Origin of the sequence: Luteibacter sp. UNCMF366Tsu5.1 (assembly GCF_900119235.1) — a bacterium.
Taxonomy (GTDB): Bacteria; Pseudomonadota; Gammaproteobacteria; order Xanthomonadales; family Rhodanobacteraceae; genus Luteibacter; species Luteibacter flocculans.
On record NZ_FPIS01000001.1, the window covers coordinates 23,212 to 40,058 of the forward strand.

19 protein-coding genes are annotated in these 16,847 nt (G+C 64.9%); 7 read left to right on the forward strand and 12 right to left on the reverse strand.

Annotated elements, in window-relative coordinates; genetic code table 11:
* The first annotated feature begins 75 nt into the window (after positions 1-75).
* Positions 76-390, forward strand: a complete 315-nt coding sequence (gene sugE, locus BT115_RS00095; RefSeq protein ID WP_072320543.1) for a quaternary ammonium compound efflux SMR transporter SugE — start codon at positions 76-78, stop codon at positions 388-390.
* 185 nt (positions 391-575) lie between these two features.
* On the opposite strand, the gene phoU is transcribed toward sugE, so the two are convergent.
* The 6 genes from phoU to rnt form a co-directional block, all read right to left on the reverse strand.
* A complete protein-coding gene (gene phoU / locus BT115_RS00100) occupies positions 576-1,289 on the reverse strand; it encodes a phosphate signaling complex protein PhoU (protein ID WP_072320544.1) in 714 nt (237 codons plus the stop codon).
* Positions 1,290-1,311: 22 nt separating this feature from the next.
* The gene (pstB, locus tag BT115_RS00105; RefSeq protein ID WP_072320545.1) at positions 1,312-2,136 is read right to left on the reverse strand and encodes a phosphate ABC transporter ATP-binding protein PstB; all 825 of its coding nucleotides are present in this window, start codon (positions 2,134-2,136) and stop codon (positions 1,312-1,314) included.
* 1 nt (position 2,137) lies between these two features.
* On the reverse strand, positions 2,138-3,004 hold the full coding sequence (gene pstA / locus BT115_RS00110; protein ID WP_072320546.1) for a phosphate ABC transporter permease PstA: 867 nt from the start codon (positions 3,002-3,004) through the stop codon (positions 2,138-2,140).
* The gene (gene pstC, locus BT115_RS00115; protein ID WP_072320547.1) at positions 3,004-4,035 is read right to left on the reverse strand and encodes a phosphate ABC transporter permease subunit PstC; all 1,032 of its coding nucleotides are present in this window, start codon (positions 4,033-4,035) and stop codon (positions 3,004-3,006) included. Before pstC ends, pstA begins: the two co-directional genes overlap by 1 nt.
* A gap of 117 nt (positions 4,036-4,152) precedes the next feature.
* Positions 4,153-5,169 (reverse strand): phosphate ABC transporter substrate-binding protein PstS, encoded by a 1,017-nt coding sequence (gene pstS / locus BT115_RS00120; protein WP_072320548.1) that lies wholly within the window; start codon positions 5,167-5,169, stop codon positions 4,153-4,155.
* Between the two features lie 146 nt (positions 5,170-5,315).
* The gene (gene rnt / locus BT115_RS00125; RefSeq protein ID WP_072320549.1) at positions 5,316-5,975 is read right to left on the reverse strand and encodes a ribonuclease T; all 660 of its coding nucleotides are present in this window, start codon (positions 5,973-5,975) and stop codon (positions 5,316-5,318) included.
* A 489-nt stretch (positions 5,976-6,464) separates the two neighbouring features.
* Here rnt and BT115_RS00130 point away from each other — a divergent pair, with 489 nt between their 5' ends.
* From BT115_RS00130 to BT115_RS00140, 3 genes are all read left to right on the forward strand, one after another.
* The gene (locus tag BT115_RS00130) at positions 6,465-6,833 is read left to right on the forward strand and encodes a hypothetical protein (RefSeq protein WP_072320550.1); all 369 of its coding nucleotides are present in this window, start codon (positions 6,465-6,467) and stop codon (positions 6,831-6,833) included.
* Between the two features lie 122 nt (positions 6,834-6,955).
* Entirely contained in the window at positions 6,956-7,645 is a 690-nt protein-coding gene (locus tag BT115_RS00135) for a carbonic anhydrase (protein WP_072320551.1), read from the forward strand.
* Positions 7,646-7,659: 14 nt separating this feature from the next.
* A complete protein-coding gene (locus tag BT115_RS00140) occupies positions 7,660-9,177 on the forward strand; it encodes a SulP family inorganic anion transporter (RefSeq protein ID WP_072320552.1) in 1,518 nt (505 codons plus the stop codon).
* A gap of 66 nt (positions 9,178-9,243) precedes the next feature.
* Here the strand turns inward: BT115_RS00140 and nth are convergent, their stop codons facing one another.
* The 4 genes from nth to BT115_RS00160 form a co-directional block, all read right to left on the reverse strand.
* Complete coding sequence (gene nth, locus BT115_RS00145) at positions 9,244-9,873, reverse strand: endonuclease III (RefSeq protein ID WP_143144497.1); 630 nt, start codon at positions 9,871-9,873, stop codon at positions 9,244-9,246.
* 20 nt (positions 9,874-9,893) lie between these two features.
* On the reverse strand, positions 9,894-10,502 hold the full coding sequence (locus BT115_RS00150) for an RnfABCDGE type electron transport complex subunit B (RefSeq protein WP_072320554.1): 609 nt from the start codon (positions 10,500-10,502) through the stop codon (positions 9,894-9,896).
* A gap of 20 nt (positions 10,503-10,522) precedes the next feature.
* Positions 10,523-12,625, reverse strand: a complete 2,103-nt coding sequence (gene metG, locus BT115_RS00155) for a methionine--tRNA ligase (RefSeq protein WP_072320555.1) — start codon at positions 12,623-12,625, stop codon at positions 10,523-10,525.
* A gap of 111 nt (positions 12,626-12,736) precedes the next feature.
* The gene (locus BT115_RS00160) at positions 12,737-13,183 is read right to left on the reverse strand and encodes a DUF2147 domain-containing protein (RefSeq protein WP_072320556.1); all 447 of its coding nucleotides are present in this window, start codon (positions 13,181-13,183) and stop codon (positions 12,737-12,739) included.
* A 160-nt stretch (positions 13,184-13,343) separates the two neighbouring features.
* On the opposite strand from BT115_RS00160, the gene apbC reads away from it, so the two are divergent.
* The 3 genes from apbC to BT115_RS00175 all read left to right on the forward strand — a co-directional run bounded on the left by apbC (position 13,344) and on the right by BT115_RS00175 (position 15,639).
* The gene (apbC, locus tag BT115_RS00165; RefSeq protein ID WP_072320557.1) at positions 13,344-14,429 is read left to right on the forward strand and encodes an iron-sulfur cluster carrier protein ApbC; all 1,086 of its coding nucleotides are present in this window, start codon (positions 13,344-13,346) and stop codon (positions 14,427-14,429) included.
* Between the two features lie 66 nt (positions 14,430-14,495).
* The gene (dcd, locus tag BT115_RS00170; protein ID WP_036114141.1) at positions 14,496-15,062 is read left to right on the forward strand and encodes a dCTP deaminase; all 567 of its coding nucleotides are present in this window, start codon (positions 14,496-14,498) and stop codon (positions 15,060-15,062) included.
* Between the two features lie 85 nt (positions 15,063-15,147).
* On the forward strand, positions 15,148-15,639 hold the full coding sequence (locus tag BT115_RS00175; protein WP_072320558.1) for a hypothetical protein: 492 nt from the start codon (positions 15,148-15,150) through the stop codon (positions 15,637-15,639).
* Between the two features lie 57 nt (positions 15,640-15,696).
* Here BT115_RS00175 and BT115_RS00180 read toward each other — a convergent pair whose 3' ends face one another.
* Together BT115_RS00180 and BT115_RS00185 are read right to left on the reverse strand one after the other, a co-directional pair.
* A complete protein-coding gene (locus BT115_RS00180) occupies positions 15,697-16,122 on the reverse strand; it encodes an HIT domain-containing protein (RefSeq protein WP_072320559.1) in 426 nt (141 codons plus the stop codon).
* A gap of 5 nt (positions 16,123-16,127) precedes the next feature.
* Positions 16,128-16,811: a dienelactone hydrolase family protein gene (locus tag BT115_RS00185; protein ID WP_072320560.1), complete on the reverse strand. Its 684-nt coding sequence runs from the start codon at positions 16,809-16,811 to the stop codon at positions 16,128-16,130.
* Between the last annotated feature and the right edge of the window lie 36 nt (positions 16,812-16,847).

A 16,847-nucleotide genomic window follows, 5' to 3' on the forward strand; every position in this document is an offset into this window, starting at 1 on the left:
GCCGGCCCGCTCGGAAGGACGACCTTCCGTATGCCTTCTCTCCCGGGGACGACCCCGCCCTGGCGGAGCCATGTCATGTACTGGATGATTCTTTTTCTTGCCGGCCTTTTCGAGATCGGCTGGGCCATTGGCCTGAAATACACCGAGGGATTCACGCGCTGGTGGCCGAGCGTGCTCACCGTGCTGGCTATGATCGTCAGCATCGTGCTGCTGGCCGTCGCCAGCAAGAAGCTGCCGCTGGGTACTGCTTATGCGGTGTGGACCGGCATCGGTGCGGTGGGCGCGGTGACGCTCGGTATCGTGCTGTTCGGCGAATCGGCGCAGCCGTTGCGGCTGCTTTGCGTCGGGTTGATCGTGGCAGGCATCGTGGGCTTGAAGCTCACTGCCTGATTCAGCGGCGTCGACTGAGTAGTGCGGCGAGGGCACGGTTGCGGGCATGTCGCCCGCTTGCCTCGCCGCCATGGCGGCTCCTACAACGTTAGCGCGTGAGCCGCCATTTCTTCGTGGGGGCCGTCATGGCGGCGAGGAAATCTCGTGGTGCGATCCCTCGCCGCTGTAACGGTCCCTACGACGGACTACTTGCCGAAATCCGGGTTTGCAGTGGTGTCGCGCTTGGCGCGCGGCGCCACCAGCGGCTCACCGTGCACGACGAACCACACGTTTTCCGCGATGTTCGTGGCGTGGTCGCCGATGCGCTCGATGTTCTTCGCCATGAACAGCAGGTGCGTGCACGGCGTGATATTGCGCGGATCTTCCATCATGTAGGTGAGGAGGGCGCGGAATACCACGGTATAGGCCTCGTCGAGGTCCGCATCGGACTTCCATACCTCGTACGCCGCCTCGGCGTCCTGGTCGTTATAGGCCTTGAGCACGTTACGAAGCTGGTCGGCCGCGAGTTCGGCGAGGTTGGCGAGGCCGCCGGCGGCGGTGATCGGCGCCACGCGGCTGAGCGGGATGGACCGCTTGGCGACGTTGGCGGCGTAGTCGCCGATGCGTTCGATGTCGGCGGCGATACGCAGCGCGGCGAACACGTTGCGCAGGTCGCCCGCGATCGGAGCGCGCAAGGCCAGCAGGCGAACCACGTCCTGGCTGATTTCCTGCTCCAGGGCGTCGATGGCGTCGTCGTTGTCGACCACGCGCTGGGCGGCGCGTTCGTCGCGGCGCTCCACGACGTCGATGGCGGCTTCGAGCTGCGCGACGGCGAGTTCGCCCATCCGGACGATCTCGCCGGTGAGGCGCTTCAGTTCGTCGTCGTAGCTCTTGATGATGTGCTGGTGCGTGTTGTTCATCGCTTGCCTCGGAATCGGGGGCTTAGCCGAAACGGCCGGTGATGTAGTCTTCCGTCTGCTTCTTGTCCGGCTTGGTGAAGATCTTTTCGGTCCGGTCGAACTCGATCAGCTCGCCCATGTACATGAAGGCGGTCATGTCCGAGCAGCGTGCGGCCTGCTGCATGTTGTGGGTCACGATCACGATCGTGAAGTCCCGCTTCAGTTCTTCCACCAGTTGTTCGATGCGGCTGGTGGCGATGGGATCGAGCGCGGAGGTCGGTTCGTCGAGCAACAGGACCTCAGGCCGCAGTGCAATGCCGCGGGCGATGCACAAGCGCTGCTGCTGGCCGCCGGACAGGCCTAGCGCGCTTTGCTTCAGCTTGTCCTTCACCTCGTCCCACAGGGCGGCGCTGCGCAGCGCTTGCTCGACGCGACTTTCCATGTCGGTGCGCGAGAGCTTTTCGTGATGGCGGATGCCGTAGGCCACGTTCTCGAAGATCGTCATCGGGAACGGCACGGGCTTCTGGAACACCATGCCGACCTTGCTGCGCAGACGGTTCAGCGAATACTTCGGATCGAGGATGTTCTCGCCGTCGAGCATGATCTCGCCGCTGGCGCGCAGGCCCGGGTAGATCGCATAGATGCGGTTGAAGATGCGCAGCAGGGTGGACTTGCCGCAACCGGACGGACCGATGATCGCCGTGACCTGCTTCTCCGGAACGTCGAGCGAAATGTGCTTCAGCGCGTGGAAGTCGCCGTAGTGGAAATTGACGTCGCGGGCGATCATCTTCGCCGGCACCTGGCCAAGGTCCACGCCCGAGGCGTGGGGCGATGTGCCGAAGCCCGGCTTGGCGGCCACTTCGTTCATGTTAGTCATGGGACACCTTGGAGCGGAAGGCGAAACGGGCAATCAGGCTGAGAGCCAGCACGAACATCGTGAGGACGAAGGCGCCCGCCCAGGCGAGCGTATTGATATCCGGGCTCGCGTCCTTCGTGTATTCGTAGATGATCTGCGGCAAGCTGGCCATGGGAGCGAGCGGGTTGAGGTTCATGAACGTGTTGCCGAAGGCCGTGAACAGCAACGGGGCGGTTTCGCCGCTGATCCGCGCGAGGGCCAGCAGCACGCCGGTGACGATGCCCGAGCGCGCGGCGCGGATCAGGATCTGCGTGGTGAGTTTCCACTGCGGCACGCCGAGGGAGAGCGCGGCTTCGCGCAGGGTACCGGGCACGAGGCGCAGCATCTCGTCCGTGGTACGCACGATGACGGGCAGTGCGATCAGCGCGAGCGCCACGCCACCGGCGAGGCCCGAGAAGGTCACGTTGCCGTTGGACAGGTACTTCGACGGCAGCACCACGATCGTATAGACGAACAGGCCCAGTACGATCGACGGTGCCGACAACAGGATGTCGTTGAGGAAGCGGATCGTCGGGCCCAGGCGTGAGCGGCGCGAATATTCCGCCAGCCAGGTGCCGGCGGCGACACCGATCGGTGTGGCGATGAGGATGCCCAGTACATTGAGGATCAGGCTGCCCACCATGGCGTTGGCCAGGCCGCCTTCCTCGCGATAAGCGCTGATCTTGGTGAACAGCTGTGGCTTCAGCGCCGTGATGCCCTGGCTCAGGGTCTCCCAGAGGATCCATGCGAGGAAGAACAGGCCGATCGCGGTGGCAGCCACGCTGAGGATCATGGCGACGATGTTCTTGACGCGGCGCGTGGTGTAGAGCGAGGCGGACATCAGTTGCCCTCCTTCGTGGCGAGGCGGCGAAGCATGAGGCGCGCGATCAGCAGCACGATGAAGGTCACCACGAAGAGCAGGAAGGCGAGGGCCATCAGCGCGGAGCGCTGCAGGCCTTGTGCCTCGCCGAACTGGTTGGCGATGGTGGAAGCGATGGAGCTGCCGGTCTCGAGGAACGACAGCGAGAACTTGAAGGTATTGCCGAGCACGAAGGCCACCGCCATCGTTTCGCCGAGTGCACGGCCGAGACCGAGGAACACGCCGCCGATGACCGCGGTACGCGTGTAGGGCACCACGATGTCCCAGACCACTTCCCATGTGCTCGAGCCCAGCGCATAGGCCGACTCTTTCAGGCGCGTGGGCACCGTCTGAAACACTTCGCGCATCACCGAGGAAATGAACGGAATGATCATCACCGCCAGGACCAGACCTGCGGTGAGCACGCCGGCGCCGAAGAAGGGGTATTCGCTGGAGAAGAACTTCGCGATGAACGGCACGTGCTGTACCAGCCACGACACCTGCCCATCGGGCGGATCCGCGCTGAGGTTGTTCATCAGCCAGGGCTTGATGTGCTCGGCGACGAACGGGGCGAAGATGAAGAGACCCCACATGCCGTAGATGATCGAGGGGATGCCGGCCAGCAACTCGATGGCCGAGGCGACGGGACCGCGCAGCCACTGCGGCGCGATCTCGGTGAGGAAAATGGCGATGCCGAAGCTGATCGGCACGGCGAACAGCAGGGCGATGAAGGCGGTGCCGACGGTTCCCATGATGGGCACCAGCGCACCGTACTGGTCGTTGCTCGGGTCCCAGGCGGCGCTGGTCAGGAAGCCCCAGCCGAATGTGCGGAACGCGTCCTGGCCGAGCCACAGCGTGGAGCCTGCCGCACCGACGAGAGACAGAAGCACGAGAAGGGCGCAGACCTTAAGTACCGCCCCGAAGACGCGATCGTTGCGCGAGTCCCGGGCATTGCGGGCCGCCTCGACGGATCGATCGGGGGCCGTCACGGCATTGCTGGCGGTGGCATGCATGGTGGATGCGGTTTCCGAGGCCTGGGCAAACTGTGGGTCGCCGCTCCCTGCGGAACGGCGACCCCCTTTTACGACAGTCTGGACCGGAAGTATTTCACCGGCCGGACAGATCGGCGATTACTTGAAATCGGAAGCCCAGTAAGCCTGGATCTTCTGCGTCAGGGCCGGCGGCAGCGCAACGTAATCGAGTGCGGCAGCGTCGGCCTGGCCCTTGTCGAACGCGTACTTGAAGAAGTCGAAAGCGACCTTCGTGTGCGAAGCGTTCTTGGACTTCTTGTACATGATGATCCAGGTGGTGGCGGTGATCGGCCACGCCTGGTCGCCCGAAGCGTTCGTCATGATGAGGTTGAAGTCCTTGGCCGAGGCCCAGTCAGCCGTGGCGGCTGCGGCAGCGAAGGTCTCCGCGGTCGGCTGTACCCACTTGCCGGCGGCGTTCTGCATCTGCGCGTAGGAGATGCTGTTCTTCTTCGCGTAGGCATACTCGACGTAGCCGATCGAGCCCGGGATCTGGCGGACGTACTGCGAGACGCCCTCGTTGCCCTTGCCACCCACGCCGGTCGGCCAGTCGACGGCCGTGCCGAACTTCACCTTCGATGCCCACTCCGGGCTGACCTTCGACAGGTAGTTGGTGAAGTTGAACGAGGTGCCCGAGCCATCCGAACGATGCACGACGGTGACCTTGACGTCCGGGAGCTTGAGGCCCGGGTTCGCGGCGGCGATGGCCGGGTCGCTCCAGCGGGCGATCTTGCCCATGAAGATATCGGCAAGCAGCGGACCCGTGAGCTTGAGTTCACCGGCCTTGACGCCCTGGAGGTTCACGACCGGCACGATGCCGCCCACGACGCTCGGGAACTGGCCGAGACCGAACTTGGTGAGGTCTTCGCTGCTCATCGGCGCGTCGGAGGCGCCGAAGTCGATGGTGCCCTCCTTGATCTGCGCGATACCCGCGCCCGAGCCCACGGACTGGTAGTTGATCTTGTTACCCGTCGTCTCGGCGTACTTCGCCGACCACTTGGACAGGACGGGATAGACGAAGCTCGAACCGGCACCGGTGATGTCGGTGGCCTGCGCGGCAGAGATGCCGAACAGCGAGGCAGCGACCAGCGCGGCAATGCGGAGTTTGCGTGTGAACACGGAGAAATCCTCGATGGATAGAGTGTCGGGCGAAGCCCGCCCGGGGCCGTATTCCAGCCCTGCCGTGTTGCAATGAGACGTACCGAATGTTGCAGCGATATGACACCCGCCTTTTTGGTGTCATATTCAGGAACTTACGAAAATGCTCAGGCGATCAGCGGTGCCGCCGTTTCACGCTCGGCAAGCTCCAGCCGACGCCAGCGATTCACGATCTCGCAGAACAGCTGGGCGGTGCGCTCCGCGTCATAGATGGCCGAGTGGGCCTCGCGGGTGTCGAATTCCAGGCCCGCGGCAAGCACCGCCTTGCTGAGCACCGTCTGGCCATAGGCGAGGCCGCCGAGCGTGGCGGTATCGAAGCAGCTGAACGGGTGGAACGGGTTGCGCTTGTGCCCCACGCGGCGCACCGCGGCATTAAGGAAAGCGAGGTCGAAGGCCGCATTGTGTCCGACCAGCACGGCGCGCTGGCAGCCGGCGACGCGCACCGCTTCGCGGATGGCGTTGAAGACGTGATCCAGCGCCTGCCGTTCGGGCAGGGCGCCACGGAACGGGTGGTCGGGGTCGATGCCGGTCACTTCGAGCGAGCGCGGGTCGATGTTCGCCCCGGGAAAGGGCTCGACGTTGGCGGCCACCACCGGTTGAGGTACCAGGAGGCCCGAGGGTTCCATGGCGATGGGAACCACGGCGATCTCCAGCAGGGCGTCGCGTTCGGCGTCGAATCCGCCTGTCTCGACATCCACGATGACCGGCAGAAATCCCCTGAACCGCCCGGCCATGGTCGATGCGGTGCTATTGCTCGTCGTATCCATCCGCGAAGGATATCAGCCCGAGCGGGCGGGGCGCGCCGGGCGGATGTCGTCGGTGTCGCCGATTTGTCACAAGCGGCGCATTGAACGGTGGTGGTTGACCCATTCTGGGCACCGCCGACTCCTGGGAAGGGGCGAGGCCGTGGATTGGGTCGCTTGCCTCACGCCACGTCGGGTAGGTGCGGTCGGAAGAGCCTGACGACGCTCCAGGGCGTCGTGCAAGTCAGGGAGGGCCAAGCCATCGGCGATGAGCGAATCACGAGCGCCTCCATGTTCGCCTTTCGTGGTGTCATTACGCGCATCTTGCGAATCGTCTCATGTGTTCATGGGCAAACGGACGTCCAAAAAATGAACGCATTGCATCGAACTCGCGAGGCCGGCGTGTCAAAAACCCGCGCCAGATCACGATTTTTCCTATGAAGTGCGCCGAATGCTGAATTTGTTGCGACGCCGTACTTGCGTCCGTCACATGCGCTGCGTAGGTTCGGGTCCATGCGACATCGACCGACCACTTTCATTCGACGCATCGCGGGCACGTTCCTCGTGTTCCTCGCGCTCGTCGTTGCGTGGTCCGGTGCCTCGGCAATGCCCAGCGATGCTTCGGCGGGATCGGTCGTCAGTTACAACGTTGCCCATGTCTCCGACGACGACCGCCGTGCAAGTGGCGGCGGTGCCGTGAATCTCGACGAACAGGGCGCCGTTCCCAGCCTTGAAGACAATCAAGGCCTGGACGACACCTTCGATCTTCCGCCCGAGCACGCGGTCCGCGTGCCGCGGCTTTCGTCGGCCCGTCCGGCTGACATCCCTGTGTCGCGGCACGCACACTTGCCCGCCTTCGATCTGCGCCCTCCCATCGCCTGATCGCTCCGACACGCGTTCCGCGTGTCCATTTCGCACTTAATCCGCTTCTTGAAGCAGGCGTCGCCGCCTGCCGCAGCGCCCCCGCGCTCGCTATCCCATGTCCCCCCAAAGAGGAATTCACCATGGAACGTCTCATCCAGGGCTTCGACCGTTTTCGCCGCCACATGACCAATGAGCAGCGCGACCTGTTCGCCCGCCTGGCATCGGGCCAGACGCCGCACACGATGTTCATCACCTGCGCCGATTCGCGCGTGATGCCGGAAATGATCTTCGAGGCCCAGCCGGGCGATCTGTTCGTCTATCGCAACGTGGGCAACATCGTGCCGCCGTACGCGCAGCACGTCAGTGGCGTCGTCGCAGCGATCGAGTACGCGGTCACGGCACTCAAGGTTCAACACATCGTCATCTGCGGCCACTCCGATTGCGGCGCCATGAAGGCGCTGCAGAATCCAGCGGCGCTCAAGGGCAAGCCTTCCGTCGAGCAGTGGCTCAAGCATGCCGATGTGGCGCGCTACGTGGTGGCCGAGAACCGTCCCACTATCCACGGTGAGGAAGGCCTCCGCTACCTGACCGAGGAAAACGTCGTCGGCCAGTTGGAGCACATGCGTACCTTGCCCGCGGTCGCGGCGGCCATGGCCAACGGTAGCCTGCGCATCCATGGCTGGATCTACGACATCGCCAAGACCGAGATCACGGCCTTCGATCCGAACGAGGGCCGGTTCCGTCCGCTGCTGGCGGGCGACACGAACCTGCCCGACGCCACCCCGCACGCGCGGTTCTCGACGCCGACGCCAGTCGCGTCCGCCGCCTGATAAGGAACCGCTCCATGCGCGCTTATTTCTCCCAGGGCCTCTTTGGCCGCGACCTCCTCGGATCGGTGGTCGTTTTTCTTGTCGCACTTCCGCTGTGCATGGGCATTGCGATCGCCTCGGGCATGCCGCCCAGCGCCGGTCTGATCACGGGCATCATTGGTGGCATCGTCGTCGGCGCCATCGCCGGTTCGCCGTTGCAGGTGAGCGGCCCGGCGGCGGGTCTCGCCGTGCTCGTGTTCGAACTGGTGCGTGAGCACGGCGTCGCGGCCCTCGGGCCGGTCGTGCTGCTCGCGGGCCTGATCCAGATCGTGGCGGGCCTGTGCAAGGTAGGCGTCTGGTTTCGCATGACGTCGCCTGCGGTGGTCGCGGGCATGTTGTCCGGTATCGGCATCCTCATCGTGGCGTCGCAGTCGCACGTGCTGCTCGACGCCATCCCCAAGGCCCGCGGGCTGGAAAACTTCGCGGCTCTCCCCGCGGCGTTGTGGGAATCGGTGACGGGTGCGGCGGAAGGCCAGGCGCCTGCCGCACTGATGATCGGCATCGGCACCATTGCGATCATGCTGGGCTGGGAGAAACTGCGTCCGGCGAAGTTGCGCTTCGTTCCCGGTGCATTGCTCGCCGTCGTTGCCATGACGGCGGTGGCTCAGTGGGCCGCGCTGGACGTGAAGCGAGTGGACGTGCCGTCCAATCTGTTCTCGGCCGTAAGCCTGCCGACGATGGGTAGCCTGTTCGGTCTGTTCGACGCCACGCTGCTGATCGCCGCCGCCACGTTCGCGTTCATTGCCAGTGCGGAAACCCTGCTCTCGGCGGCTGCCGTGGATCGCATGCACGACGGCGTGCGTACCAACTACGACCGCGAGTTGACTGCGCAAGGTGTGGGTAACCTCATCTGTGGCTTCCTCGGCGCACTGCCGATGACCGGCGTGATCGTTCGCAGTGCCGCGAACGTGCAGGCCGGTTCGGCGACGCGGATGGCCGCGATCATGCACGGCGGCTGGTTGCTCGGGTTTGTCATGCTGTTGCCGTGGCTGATGCGCATGACGCCAGTCTCGTGCCTGGCCGGCATCCTCGTCTTTACCGGCGTGAAGATGGTCAATCCGAAGCAGATCAAGGATCTGGCGGCATACGGCAAGGGCACCGCGGCGGTGTACGTTGCGACCACGGTTGCCATCGTCGCCACGGATCTGCTGACCGGTGTGATCGTCGGCTTCGCTCTGTCGCTGCTGCGTCTGGCCTTGCTCTCGTCGAAGCTGAAGATGGACGTGACGCATCACGACGAGCCCGGTACGGCCACGTTGCACCTCGAAGGTTCCGCGACCTTCCTCAGGGTGCCGACGATGGCGCGTACGCTGGAGCGCATTCCGCCGAACACGCGGCTGTCGGTCATGATGGATCGCCTGCATCACGTCGATCAGGCGTCGCTGGAGCTGTTGCGCGAGTGGGGCAGGAACGCCTCGAAGCGCGGCTGCGAACTGATCGTGGATTGGCACGAACTGGGTCGGCGCGTGGAAGGCTCGCGGCGCCCCGCCTAGTGCAAGACGGCGCTACGAGGGCGGCAACAGCGCGTTGCTCTTGCCGCCCTCGTGGTGACCGGGATGTTATCGCTGCCGTGTTTCGTCTGGCTTCGTCTTGTGCTTGTACGCACACAGATCGACGATCGGGCAGATGGGGCAATCCGGTTTCCGTGCCTTGCAGATGTAACGTCCGTGCAGGATCAGCCAGTGATGCGCATCCTGCACGAATTCTTTTGGAATGACCTTTTCCAGCTTGTCCTCGACCTTGCGCACATCGGCGCCCGGCGCCAGCCCCGTGCGATTGGCGACGCGAAAGATGTGCGTATCGACGGCGATGGTCGGCTGGCCAAAGGCGGTGTTCAGCACCACGTTGGCGGTCTTGCGTCCGACACCCGGCAGTTCTTCCAGTGCCTCGCGCGTCGTCGGTACCTCACCGGCATAGCGCTCGACGAGGATCTGGCTCATCGCGATGAGGTTCTTCGCCTTGTTGTTGTAAAGGCCGATGGTGCTGATGAAGCTCTTGAGCTTGTCCAGCCCAAGATCGAGGATCTTCTGCGGCGTATTCGCCACGGGGAAAAGCTTGCGAGTGGCCTTGTTTACACCGACGTCGGTGGCCTGCGCCGACAGCGCCACCGCGGTCAGCAATTCGAACGGGGTGGTGTATTCCAGTTCCGTCTTCGGATGCGGATTCAGCTCGCGCAGACGGCTGAACATCTCGACCACATCGGCCTTTTTCACGGGGTGTCCTTCTTACGGGCTTTTGCGCGCGCCAGCGCGTCGAGCACGGCGTTGCGTGCCGTGGGCGCGGCGACGTCTGCCTTGCGCGCCGCGAGCTGTTGCTCGCGCGTCTCCCGCTCCACGACCAGTCGCCGCTCCCGGCGTTGGAAGCGCCAGCGCGCGGCCTCGGCATGTGCGCGATCGTCCGCTTGCGCCAGTGGCATCGGGTCGAGCGTGATGCAGTCCACCGGGCAGGCGGGTACGCAGAGTTCGCATCCCGTGCAGAGATCGGCGACCACCGTATGCATGAGTTTCGACGCGCCGACGATGGCATCCACCGGGCATACCTGGATGCACTTCGTGCAGCCGATGCAGTCGGCTTCCACGATGCGTGCGAGCGTGCGTGGCTTCTCGACGCCTCGGGTCGTATCCAGCGGCACGACGGGGCGGTCCAGGAGCGCAGCCAGACGGGCGATACCGGCAGTACCGCCCGGCGGACAACGGTCGATCGATGCCTCGCCTGCGGCGATGGCTTCGGCGTAAGGCCGACAGCCATGGAACCCGCATTGTTCGCACTGAGTTTGCGGCAGCAGGTCGTCGATACGGTCGGCGAGCGTCGGCGTCATGGCTGTCGGGCAGCGCGCTCTCAGCGAACGGTGGCGCCCGGTGCTGCGCCCTGATCGGCGTCCAGCAGGAACAGGTCGGCACCGCCGTCACCCGCGGAGAGAATCATGCCTTCCGACACGCCGAAGCGCATTTTGCGCGGTGCGAGGTTGGCGATGAACACCACGTTGCGGCCGACCAGCTTCTCCGGCTCGCCGTACGCAGCGCGAATACCCGAGAAGATCTGGCGCGTGCCGAGCGGGCCGGCGTCCAACTCGAAGCGCAGCAGCTTGTCCGAGCCTTCGACGAATTCGCAGGCCACGACCTTGCCGACGCGGAGGTCGAGCTTCGCGAAGTCGTCGATGGAAATGGTGGCGGTTTCGGTGGCGGCAGCGTCGGTCATGGGCTTGGGTGCTTCTTTGGCTTTCTTGGAGGGTTTGGCATCCGCAGCGGCGGCTTTGGCCTGTTCTGCGGGTGTGAGGGATTCCTTCGAGGCATCGATCATCGCTTCGATACGCTTCGGGTCGAGGCGGCCGAACAGCGGAGAGAATGCGTTGACGGTATGCCCGAAAAGCTCGCGACGAGCGTCCGCGAAGTCGGTGATGGAGCCGCCCAGAAACGCCTCGGCCGCCGCAACCGCCTTCGGCAGGATCGGCTTCAGCAGGCCGCAGAGCAGGCGAAATGCCTGGATCGCGAACGAGCACACCTGTTGCAGTTCGTCGCGACGCGTTTCGTCCTTTGCGATGACCCACGGTGCCTTGGCGGCGATGTAACCGTTGACGGTGTCGGCCATGGCGACGAAGCGGCGTGACACGTCCGCAAACTCGTCGGCTTCGTAGAGCGCTTCCACACCGTCGTACTGGCGCAGCAGTTCGGCCCACAGCGTCGCACCTTCATCGTCAAAACGATCGGCAAGCCTGCCGCCGAAGTGCGTGTGCAGGAAGCCCGCGGTGCGGCTCGCAATGTTGGCCCACTTGCCGACGAGGTGCGAATTCACCCGCTCCTCGAACGACTTGAGATCGAGATCGACGTCTACCGGCTGCGGGCCGAGCATCGTGGCGAAGTAGTAGCGCAGCGCTTCGGGGTCGAGGCCCGTATCCAGATAGGTGCGGGCCTGGATGAAGGTGCCGCGCGACTTCGACATCTTCGCGCCGTTCACGGTGAGATAGCCGTTCACGTGCAGTGCCGTGGGCGTGCGCATCTGCGCGCCGTGCAGCATGGCCGGCCAGAACAGCCCGTGGAAGTTGATGATGTCCTTGCCGAGGAAGTGGTGCATCTCGGCCGTGCTGTCCGCGCCCAGGAAGTCGTCGAAACGCACGCCGTTGCGATCGCACAGCGCCTTGAACGAGGCGAGGTAGCCGACGGGTGCGTCCAGCCACACGTAAAAGAACTTGCCTGGCGCGTCCGGGATGGGGAAGCCGAAGTAGGGCGCGTCGCGCGAGATGTCCCAATCGCGCAGGCCGTCGTCCAGCCACTCGGTGAGCTTTGCAGCCACGCCGCTGTCCATGACCGGCTTGCCGTCGGTGAACTTGCCGCCGAACCAGTCGCGCAGCAGCGACTCGAACTTGCCGAGTTCGAAGAAGTAGTGCTCCGAATCGCGCAGTACCGGCGTGGCGCCCGACATCACCGAATACGGTGCGATCAGGTCCGTCGGCGCATAGGTAGCGCCGCAGTTCTCGCAATTGTCGCCGTATTGGTCGGGCGTGCCACAGTTGGGGCAGGTGCCCTTGATGTAGCGATCCGGCAGGAACATGTCCCGCTCGGGATCGAACAACTGCTGGATGTCGCGCCGGGCGATGTAACCACCATCGCGCAGACGCTGGTAGATCGCCGTCGCCAGCTCGCGGTTCTCCGGCGAATGGGTGGTGTGGTACTGGTCGTAGCTGAAATGGAAGTCGGTGAAGTCCGCCTCGTGGCTCGCGCGGATCTGCGCGATGTACTCCTCGGGGGATTTACCGACCTTTTCCGCCGCCAGCATGATCGGCGTGCCGTGTGCGTCTTCGCCGGCCACGTACCAGACCTCGTTGCCCTGCATGCGCTGCGCCCGCGCCCAGATGTCGGCCTGGATGTAGCCGAGCATGTGGCCCAGGTGCAGCGGGCCGTTGGCATAGGGGAGGGCGTTGGTGACGAGGATGCGGCGGGCCATGATTCGCGCGGTCGGCTGTAGGACCGGGGATTATGGCATGCGGGTGTAAGGGCGGGTCGGATGAGGGGGTTGTGGGAGCCGCCACGGCGGCTCCCACAGTGTCGGCAGCGATTACTCCACGCGCTGCCACTCCTGGCTGCGGCCGAGCAGGGAGAAGCCGATGTAGCCATGGACGTCCAGCGTCTTGCCGCCGTCGTCGAGCTTGAGCGTGACCTTGTAGATCTTGCCCTTGGCCGGGTCGAGGATCTGTCCACCGGACCACTCGTCGCCGTCCTTCTTCAGGCCCCACATGATGGTCATGCCCTCGATGGGCTTGTTCTTGCGCTCGCCATCGCATTCGGAGCACACCGGATGCGGGCCGTGGTCGGATTTCAGAACCTGGAGCACCTTGCCTTCCAGCAGGCCGCCGTGTTCGGTGATCTCGACGATGGACTTCACCTCGTGGGTCTTGTCGTCGATCGTCTTCCACTTGCCCACCGGACTGTCGGTGGCGGCAAAGGCGGGGAGGCTGCCCACGGCAAGGGCGAGGGCGAGAACAGTGCGGATCGGCGATTTCATGGACGTGCGGACTCCCCATACGGTCAGGTACGGCCGGAGCCTGACGAGCGGAGCGGCGCCCGTCAAGCTGCATCGCGCCAGACCGGTCGCTTTGTCTTCAGCCAGCGGGCATCGGGCGGCGCTGGCATAATGGGCGATCTTCGATTTTCCTCACCTCCCCATGTCCCAGGCCAGCGAAACCCTCGTGCGCGGCATTCTCGACCGCGTGCCCGATCCTCATTCCGGCCAGTCGCTCGGCGCGTCAGTCCGCGCCGTCGGCGTCGATGGCGACCGCGTGTCGGTGGATATCCAGCTTGGCTATCCCGCCATTGGCTACGTGGAGCGGGCTGCGGCCGAGGCGAAGGCGGCACTCGAAGCCGATCCGGCGATCGCCGCTGCGGCCGTGTCCGTCAGCTGGCGCGTGCATGCCCACAAGGTGCAGGGCCAGCTTGCGCCGTTGCCGGGCGTGAAGAACATCATTGCCGTCGCTTCGGGCAAGGGCGGGGTCGGCAAGTCGACCGTCTCGGTGAACCTGGCCCTGGCCCTGGCCGCCGAGGGCGCCCGCGTGGGCATCCTCGACGCCGACATCTACGGCCCCAGCCAGCCGCGCATGCTCGGCCTGAGCGGCAAGCCGGTCTCGCCCGACGGCAAGAGTATCGAGCCCATGCGTGCCCATGGCATCCAGGCCATGTCGATCGGGGTGCTCATCGAGGAAGACACGCCGATGATCTGGCGCGGCCCGATGGTCACCCAGGCGCTGATGCAACTGCTGACCGATACGCGCTGGGACGAGCTGGATTACCTCGTCATCGACCTGCCGCCCGGTACCGGCGACATCCAGCTCACGCTCTCCCAGAAGGTGCCGGTGTCCGGCGCGATCATCGTCACCACGCCGCAGGACATTGCGCTGCTGGATGCGCGCAAGGCGCTGGGCATGTTCCGCAAAGTGGAGGTGCCGGTCCTCGGCGTCGTGGAAAACATGGCCACCCACATCTGCTCCAACTGCGGCCACGAAGAACACGTGTTCGGGCAGGGCGGCGGAGCGCGCATGGCAGAGGAGGCCGGCATCGGCTACCTCGGCGACCTGCCGCTGGACATCCGCATCCGCGAGCAGTCCGACCTGGGCGCCCCCGTGGTCGCGGCGATGCCCGAATCGGACCTGGCCGGCCGGTATCGCGACATCGCGCGCCGAACGGCGGCGGCGTTGTCGCTACAGGCCCGCAACAAGGCCATTTCGTTCCCGAAAATCGTTATCCAGAACACCTGAGCCGCGGCCGGTAGCGCGGCGAACGGCCTTCCTATACCTTTCCGGCTCCAGCGAGGGAGACAGTCAGTGAGCATCAAGTCCGACAAGTGGATCCGCCGCATGGCAGAGCAGCACGGCATGATCGAGCCGTTTGCGCCCGGCCAGGTCAAGGAGCGCGACGGTCACCGGTTGGTGTCGTACGGCACGTCCAGCTACGGCTACGACGTTCGCTGCGCCGACGAGTTCAAGGTGTTCACCAACATCAACTCGACCATCGTGGACCCGAAGGCGTTCGACGAGCGCAGCTTCGTCGACGTCAAGTCCGACGTGTGCATCATTCCGCCGAATTCGTTCGCGCTGGCGCGCACCGTGGAGTATTTCCGCATCCCGCGTCAGGTGCTCACCATCTGCCTCGGCAAGAGCACGTACGCCCGCTGCGGCATCATCGTCAACGTGACGCCGCTCGAGCCGGAGTGGGAAGGCCACGTGACGCTGGAGTTCTCGAACACCACGCCGCTGCCGGCCAAGATCTACGCCAACGAAGGCGTGGCGCAGATGCTCTTTCTCGAATCCGACGAGGAATGCGAGGTCTCCTACGCCGACCGCGGTGGCAAATACCAGGGCCAGCGCGGCGTCACCCTGCCGAGCACCTGAACGACCGCCGTGTCGCAGCCGCGCGCGACATTGCTGCGCGGTAGACTCGCCCATTCCACGCCTTACCGATCCACGGAGACACCGCATGATCCGACTTTCCACCCTGACGGGCCGCGCCGCTGCCGCGATCCTTCTCGCCAGCATGCTGGTGCTGTCCGGCTGCCATTTCGGCGGCACCAAGAAAGATGCTGTGGCGACCGAGCAGGGCCAGTTCGACTACACCATCAAGGCGTACAAGAGCGGCCAGTTCCTCGTCGATGGAGCCGTGCTTTCGGCCGCCGATACCGGTAGCCACTTCGCCTACCTGAAGGACCAGGGCAAGCTGCCCAAGACGGTTCTCGTGCTGCCCAGCGACGAATCCAAGATCCGCGATAACCATCTGGGCTTCCTCGCCCGCATGCAGCTCGATTACGGTTTCGCCGTCTATTACGACAAGAAGGGCGAGCTGGTTCGTCTGAACGCAGTCGAAGAGAAGGCCCGCCAGTTGGAAGACACGCCGCACAAGGCAGCGCTTCCGGACCGCATGCAGGGTAAGGAAGCGTCCAGCGGCGCTTACGATCCGCAGACGCAGCAGTAAGCCGCAGGCTCTTGCGAGGCTACGTGGCGCGCAACCGCGCCACGTAGCCGATATCGATCAGGGTCGCACGCCCAGTGCGGCCTGCAGCAGTGCGGCCTGCAGCGCCGCCACCCGGCGCTCCGCTTCACCCTCGGCATACGGCTCCGCCGCACCGTGGCCCCATACCGGGCCCGGCCACGCGGCATCCCCCTCGACCCGAGCCACCACGTGCACGTGCAGTTGCCGCACGATGTTGCCCAGTGCACCCAGGTTGAGCTTGTCGCAGGGCGCCACCGCTCGCAGCGCGGATGCGGCGGTATCCACTTCACGCCACAACGCGGCCCGGTCCACCTCGGGCAGGTCGGCCACTTCGACCAGGCCGTCGCGCCTCGGCACGAGCACCAGCCACGCGTAGCGACGGTCCCGCATCAGCAGGACGCGGCATAGCGGCAGGTCGCCGACCGGAAGCGTGTCGGCGGCAAGGCGCGCATCCAATGCAAACATATCGGTCACGTCGCGGCGGAACCCAGCTCACGGGCGAAGAACGCCAGGGTGCGTTCCCATGCCAGATCCGCACTCGGTTGGTCATACGAGGCGCGCGCGTCGCAGTTGAAGCCGTGGTCGGCAGGGTAGACCCAGGTGTCCATTTCCGGCTTCAGTTCGCGGTGCTTTTCCACCATTTCCGGCGGGATCGAATGATCGCGCTCGCCGAAGTGGAAGATCACGTTGGCCTTCGCCGGCTCGGTCAGGAACGGCACGTTGCGCGCGCCGTAATAGCTGGACGAAGGAAGCCCTTCGCGCAGCGCGGCCAACAGCGCCACCGTGCCGCCCCAGCAGTAACCGACCGTACCGACCTTTACCCCGTATTGATCGGCGATCAGTCGCGCAGCAATGGCGACGTCCTGAGTGGGACGGAGCAGGCCAAGCTCGCCGATCAGCTTCACGCCTTTCTGCATGCCGTCCTGGTCGTAGCCGAGTTCCACCCGCTTTTCGACCGGGTCGAACAGGGAGGGAGCGATGGCGACGTAACCCTCCTCGGCGAAACGGTCCGCCACGCTGCGGATGTGCGCATTCACGCCGAAGATCTCCTGAATCACCACGATGCCGCCCTTGGGCGTACCCGACGGTTCGGCGAGATAGGCGTCGATGCTTTCGGGAGGACGGGAGGTATCGAGGATCAGGGTACGACCCATGGCGCGGATCTCCGTAGGTGAGGGAAGGCGTAAGCG

Excerpts from the sequence above, each read along its gene's own strand:
- BT115_RS00135 (WP_072320551.1), top strand. The coding sequence starts at position 6,956 with ATGGAACGTCTCATCCAGGGCTTCGACCGTTTTCGCCGCCACATGACC.
- pstC (WP_072320547.1), bottom strand. The coding sequence starts at position 4,035 with ATGCATGCCACCGCCAGCAATGCCGTGACGGCCCCCGATCGATCCGTC.
- phoU (WP_072320544.1), bottom strand. The coding sequence starts at position 1,289 with ATGAACAACACGCACCAGCACATCATCAAGAGCTACGACGACGAACTG.
- BT115_RS00180 (WP_072320559.1), bottom strand. The coding sequence starts at position 16,122 with ATGTTTGCATTGGATGCGCGCCTTGCCGCCGACACGCTTCCGGTCGGC.
- BT115_RS00150 (WP_072320554.1), bottom strand. The coding sequence starts at position 10,502 with ATGACGCCGACGCTCGCCGACCGTATCGACGACCTGCTGCCGCAAACT.
- pstB (WP_072320545.1), bottom strand. The coding sequence starts at position 2,136 with ATGAACGAAGTGGCCGCCAAGCCGGGCTTCGGCACATCGCCCCACGCC.
- BT115_RS00160 (WP_072320556.1), bottom strand. The coding sequence starts at position 13,183 with ATGAAATCGCCGATCCGCACTGTTCTCGCCCTCGCCCTTGCCGTGGGC.
- BT115_RS00140 (WP_072320552.1), top strand. The coding sequence starts at position 7,660 with ATGCGCGCTTATTTCTCCCAGGGCCTCTTTGGCCGCGACCTCCTCGGA.
- rnt (WP_072320549.1), bottom strand. The coding sequence starts at position 5,975 with ATGGATACGACGAGCAATAGCACCGCATCGACCATGGCCGGGCGGTTC.
- BT115_RS00175 (WP_072320558.1), top strand. The coding sequence starts at position 15,148 with ATGATCCGACTTTCCACCCTGACGGGCCGCGCCGCTGCCGCGATCCTT.
- BT115_RS00130 (WP_072320550.1), top strand. The coding sequence starts at position 6,465 with ATGCGACATCGACCGACCACTTTCATTCGACGCATCGCGGGCACGTTC.
- pstA (WP_072320546.1), bottom strand. The coding sequence starts at position 3,004 with ATGTCCGCCTCGCTCTACACCACGCGCCGCGTCAAGAACATCGTCGCC.
- metG (WP_072320555.1), bottom strand. The coding sequence starts at position 12,625 with ATGGCCCGCCGCATCCTCGTCACCAACGCCCTCCCCTATGCCAACGGC.
- sugE (WP_072320543.1), top strand. The coding sequence starts at position 76 with ATGTACTGGATGATTCTTTTTCTTGCCGGCCTTTTCGAGATCGGCTGG.
- nth (WP_143144497.1), bottom strand. The coding sequence starts at position 9,873 with ATGTTCAGCCGTCTGCGCGAGCTGAATCCGCATCCGAAGACGGAACTG.
- BT115_RS00185 (WP_072320560.1), bottom strand. The coding sequence starts at position 16,811 with ATGGGTCGTACCCTGATCCTCGATACCTCCCGTCCTCCCGAAAGCATC.
- apbC (WP_072320557.1), top strand. The coding sequence starts at position 13,344 with ATGTCCCAGGCCAGCGAAACCCTCGTGCGCGGCATTCTCGACCGCGTG.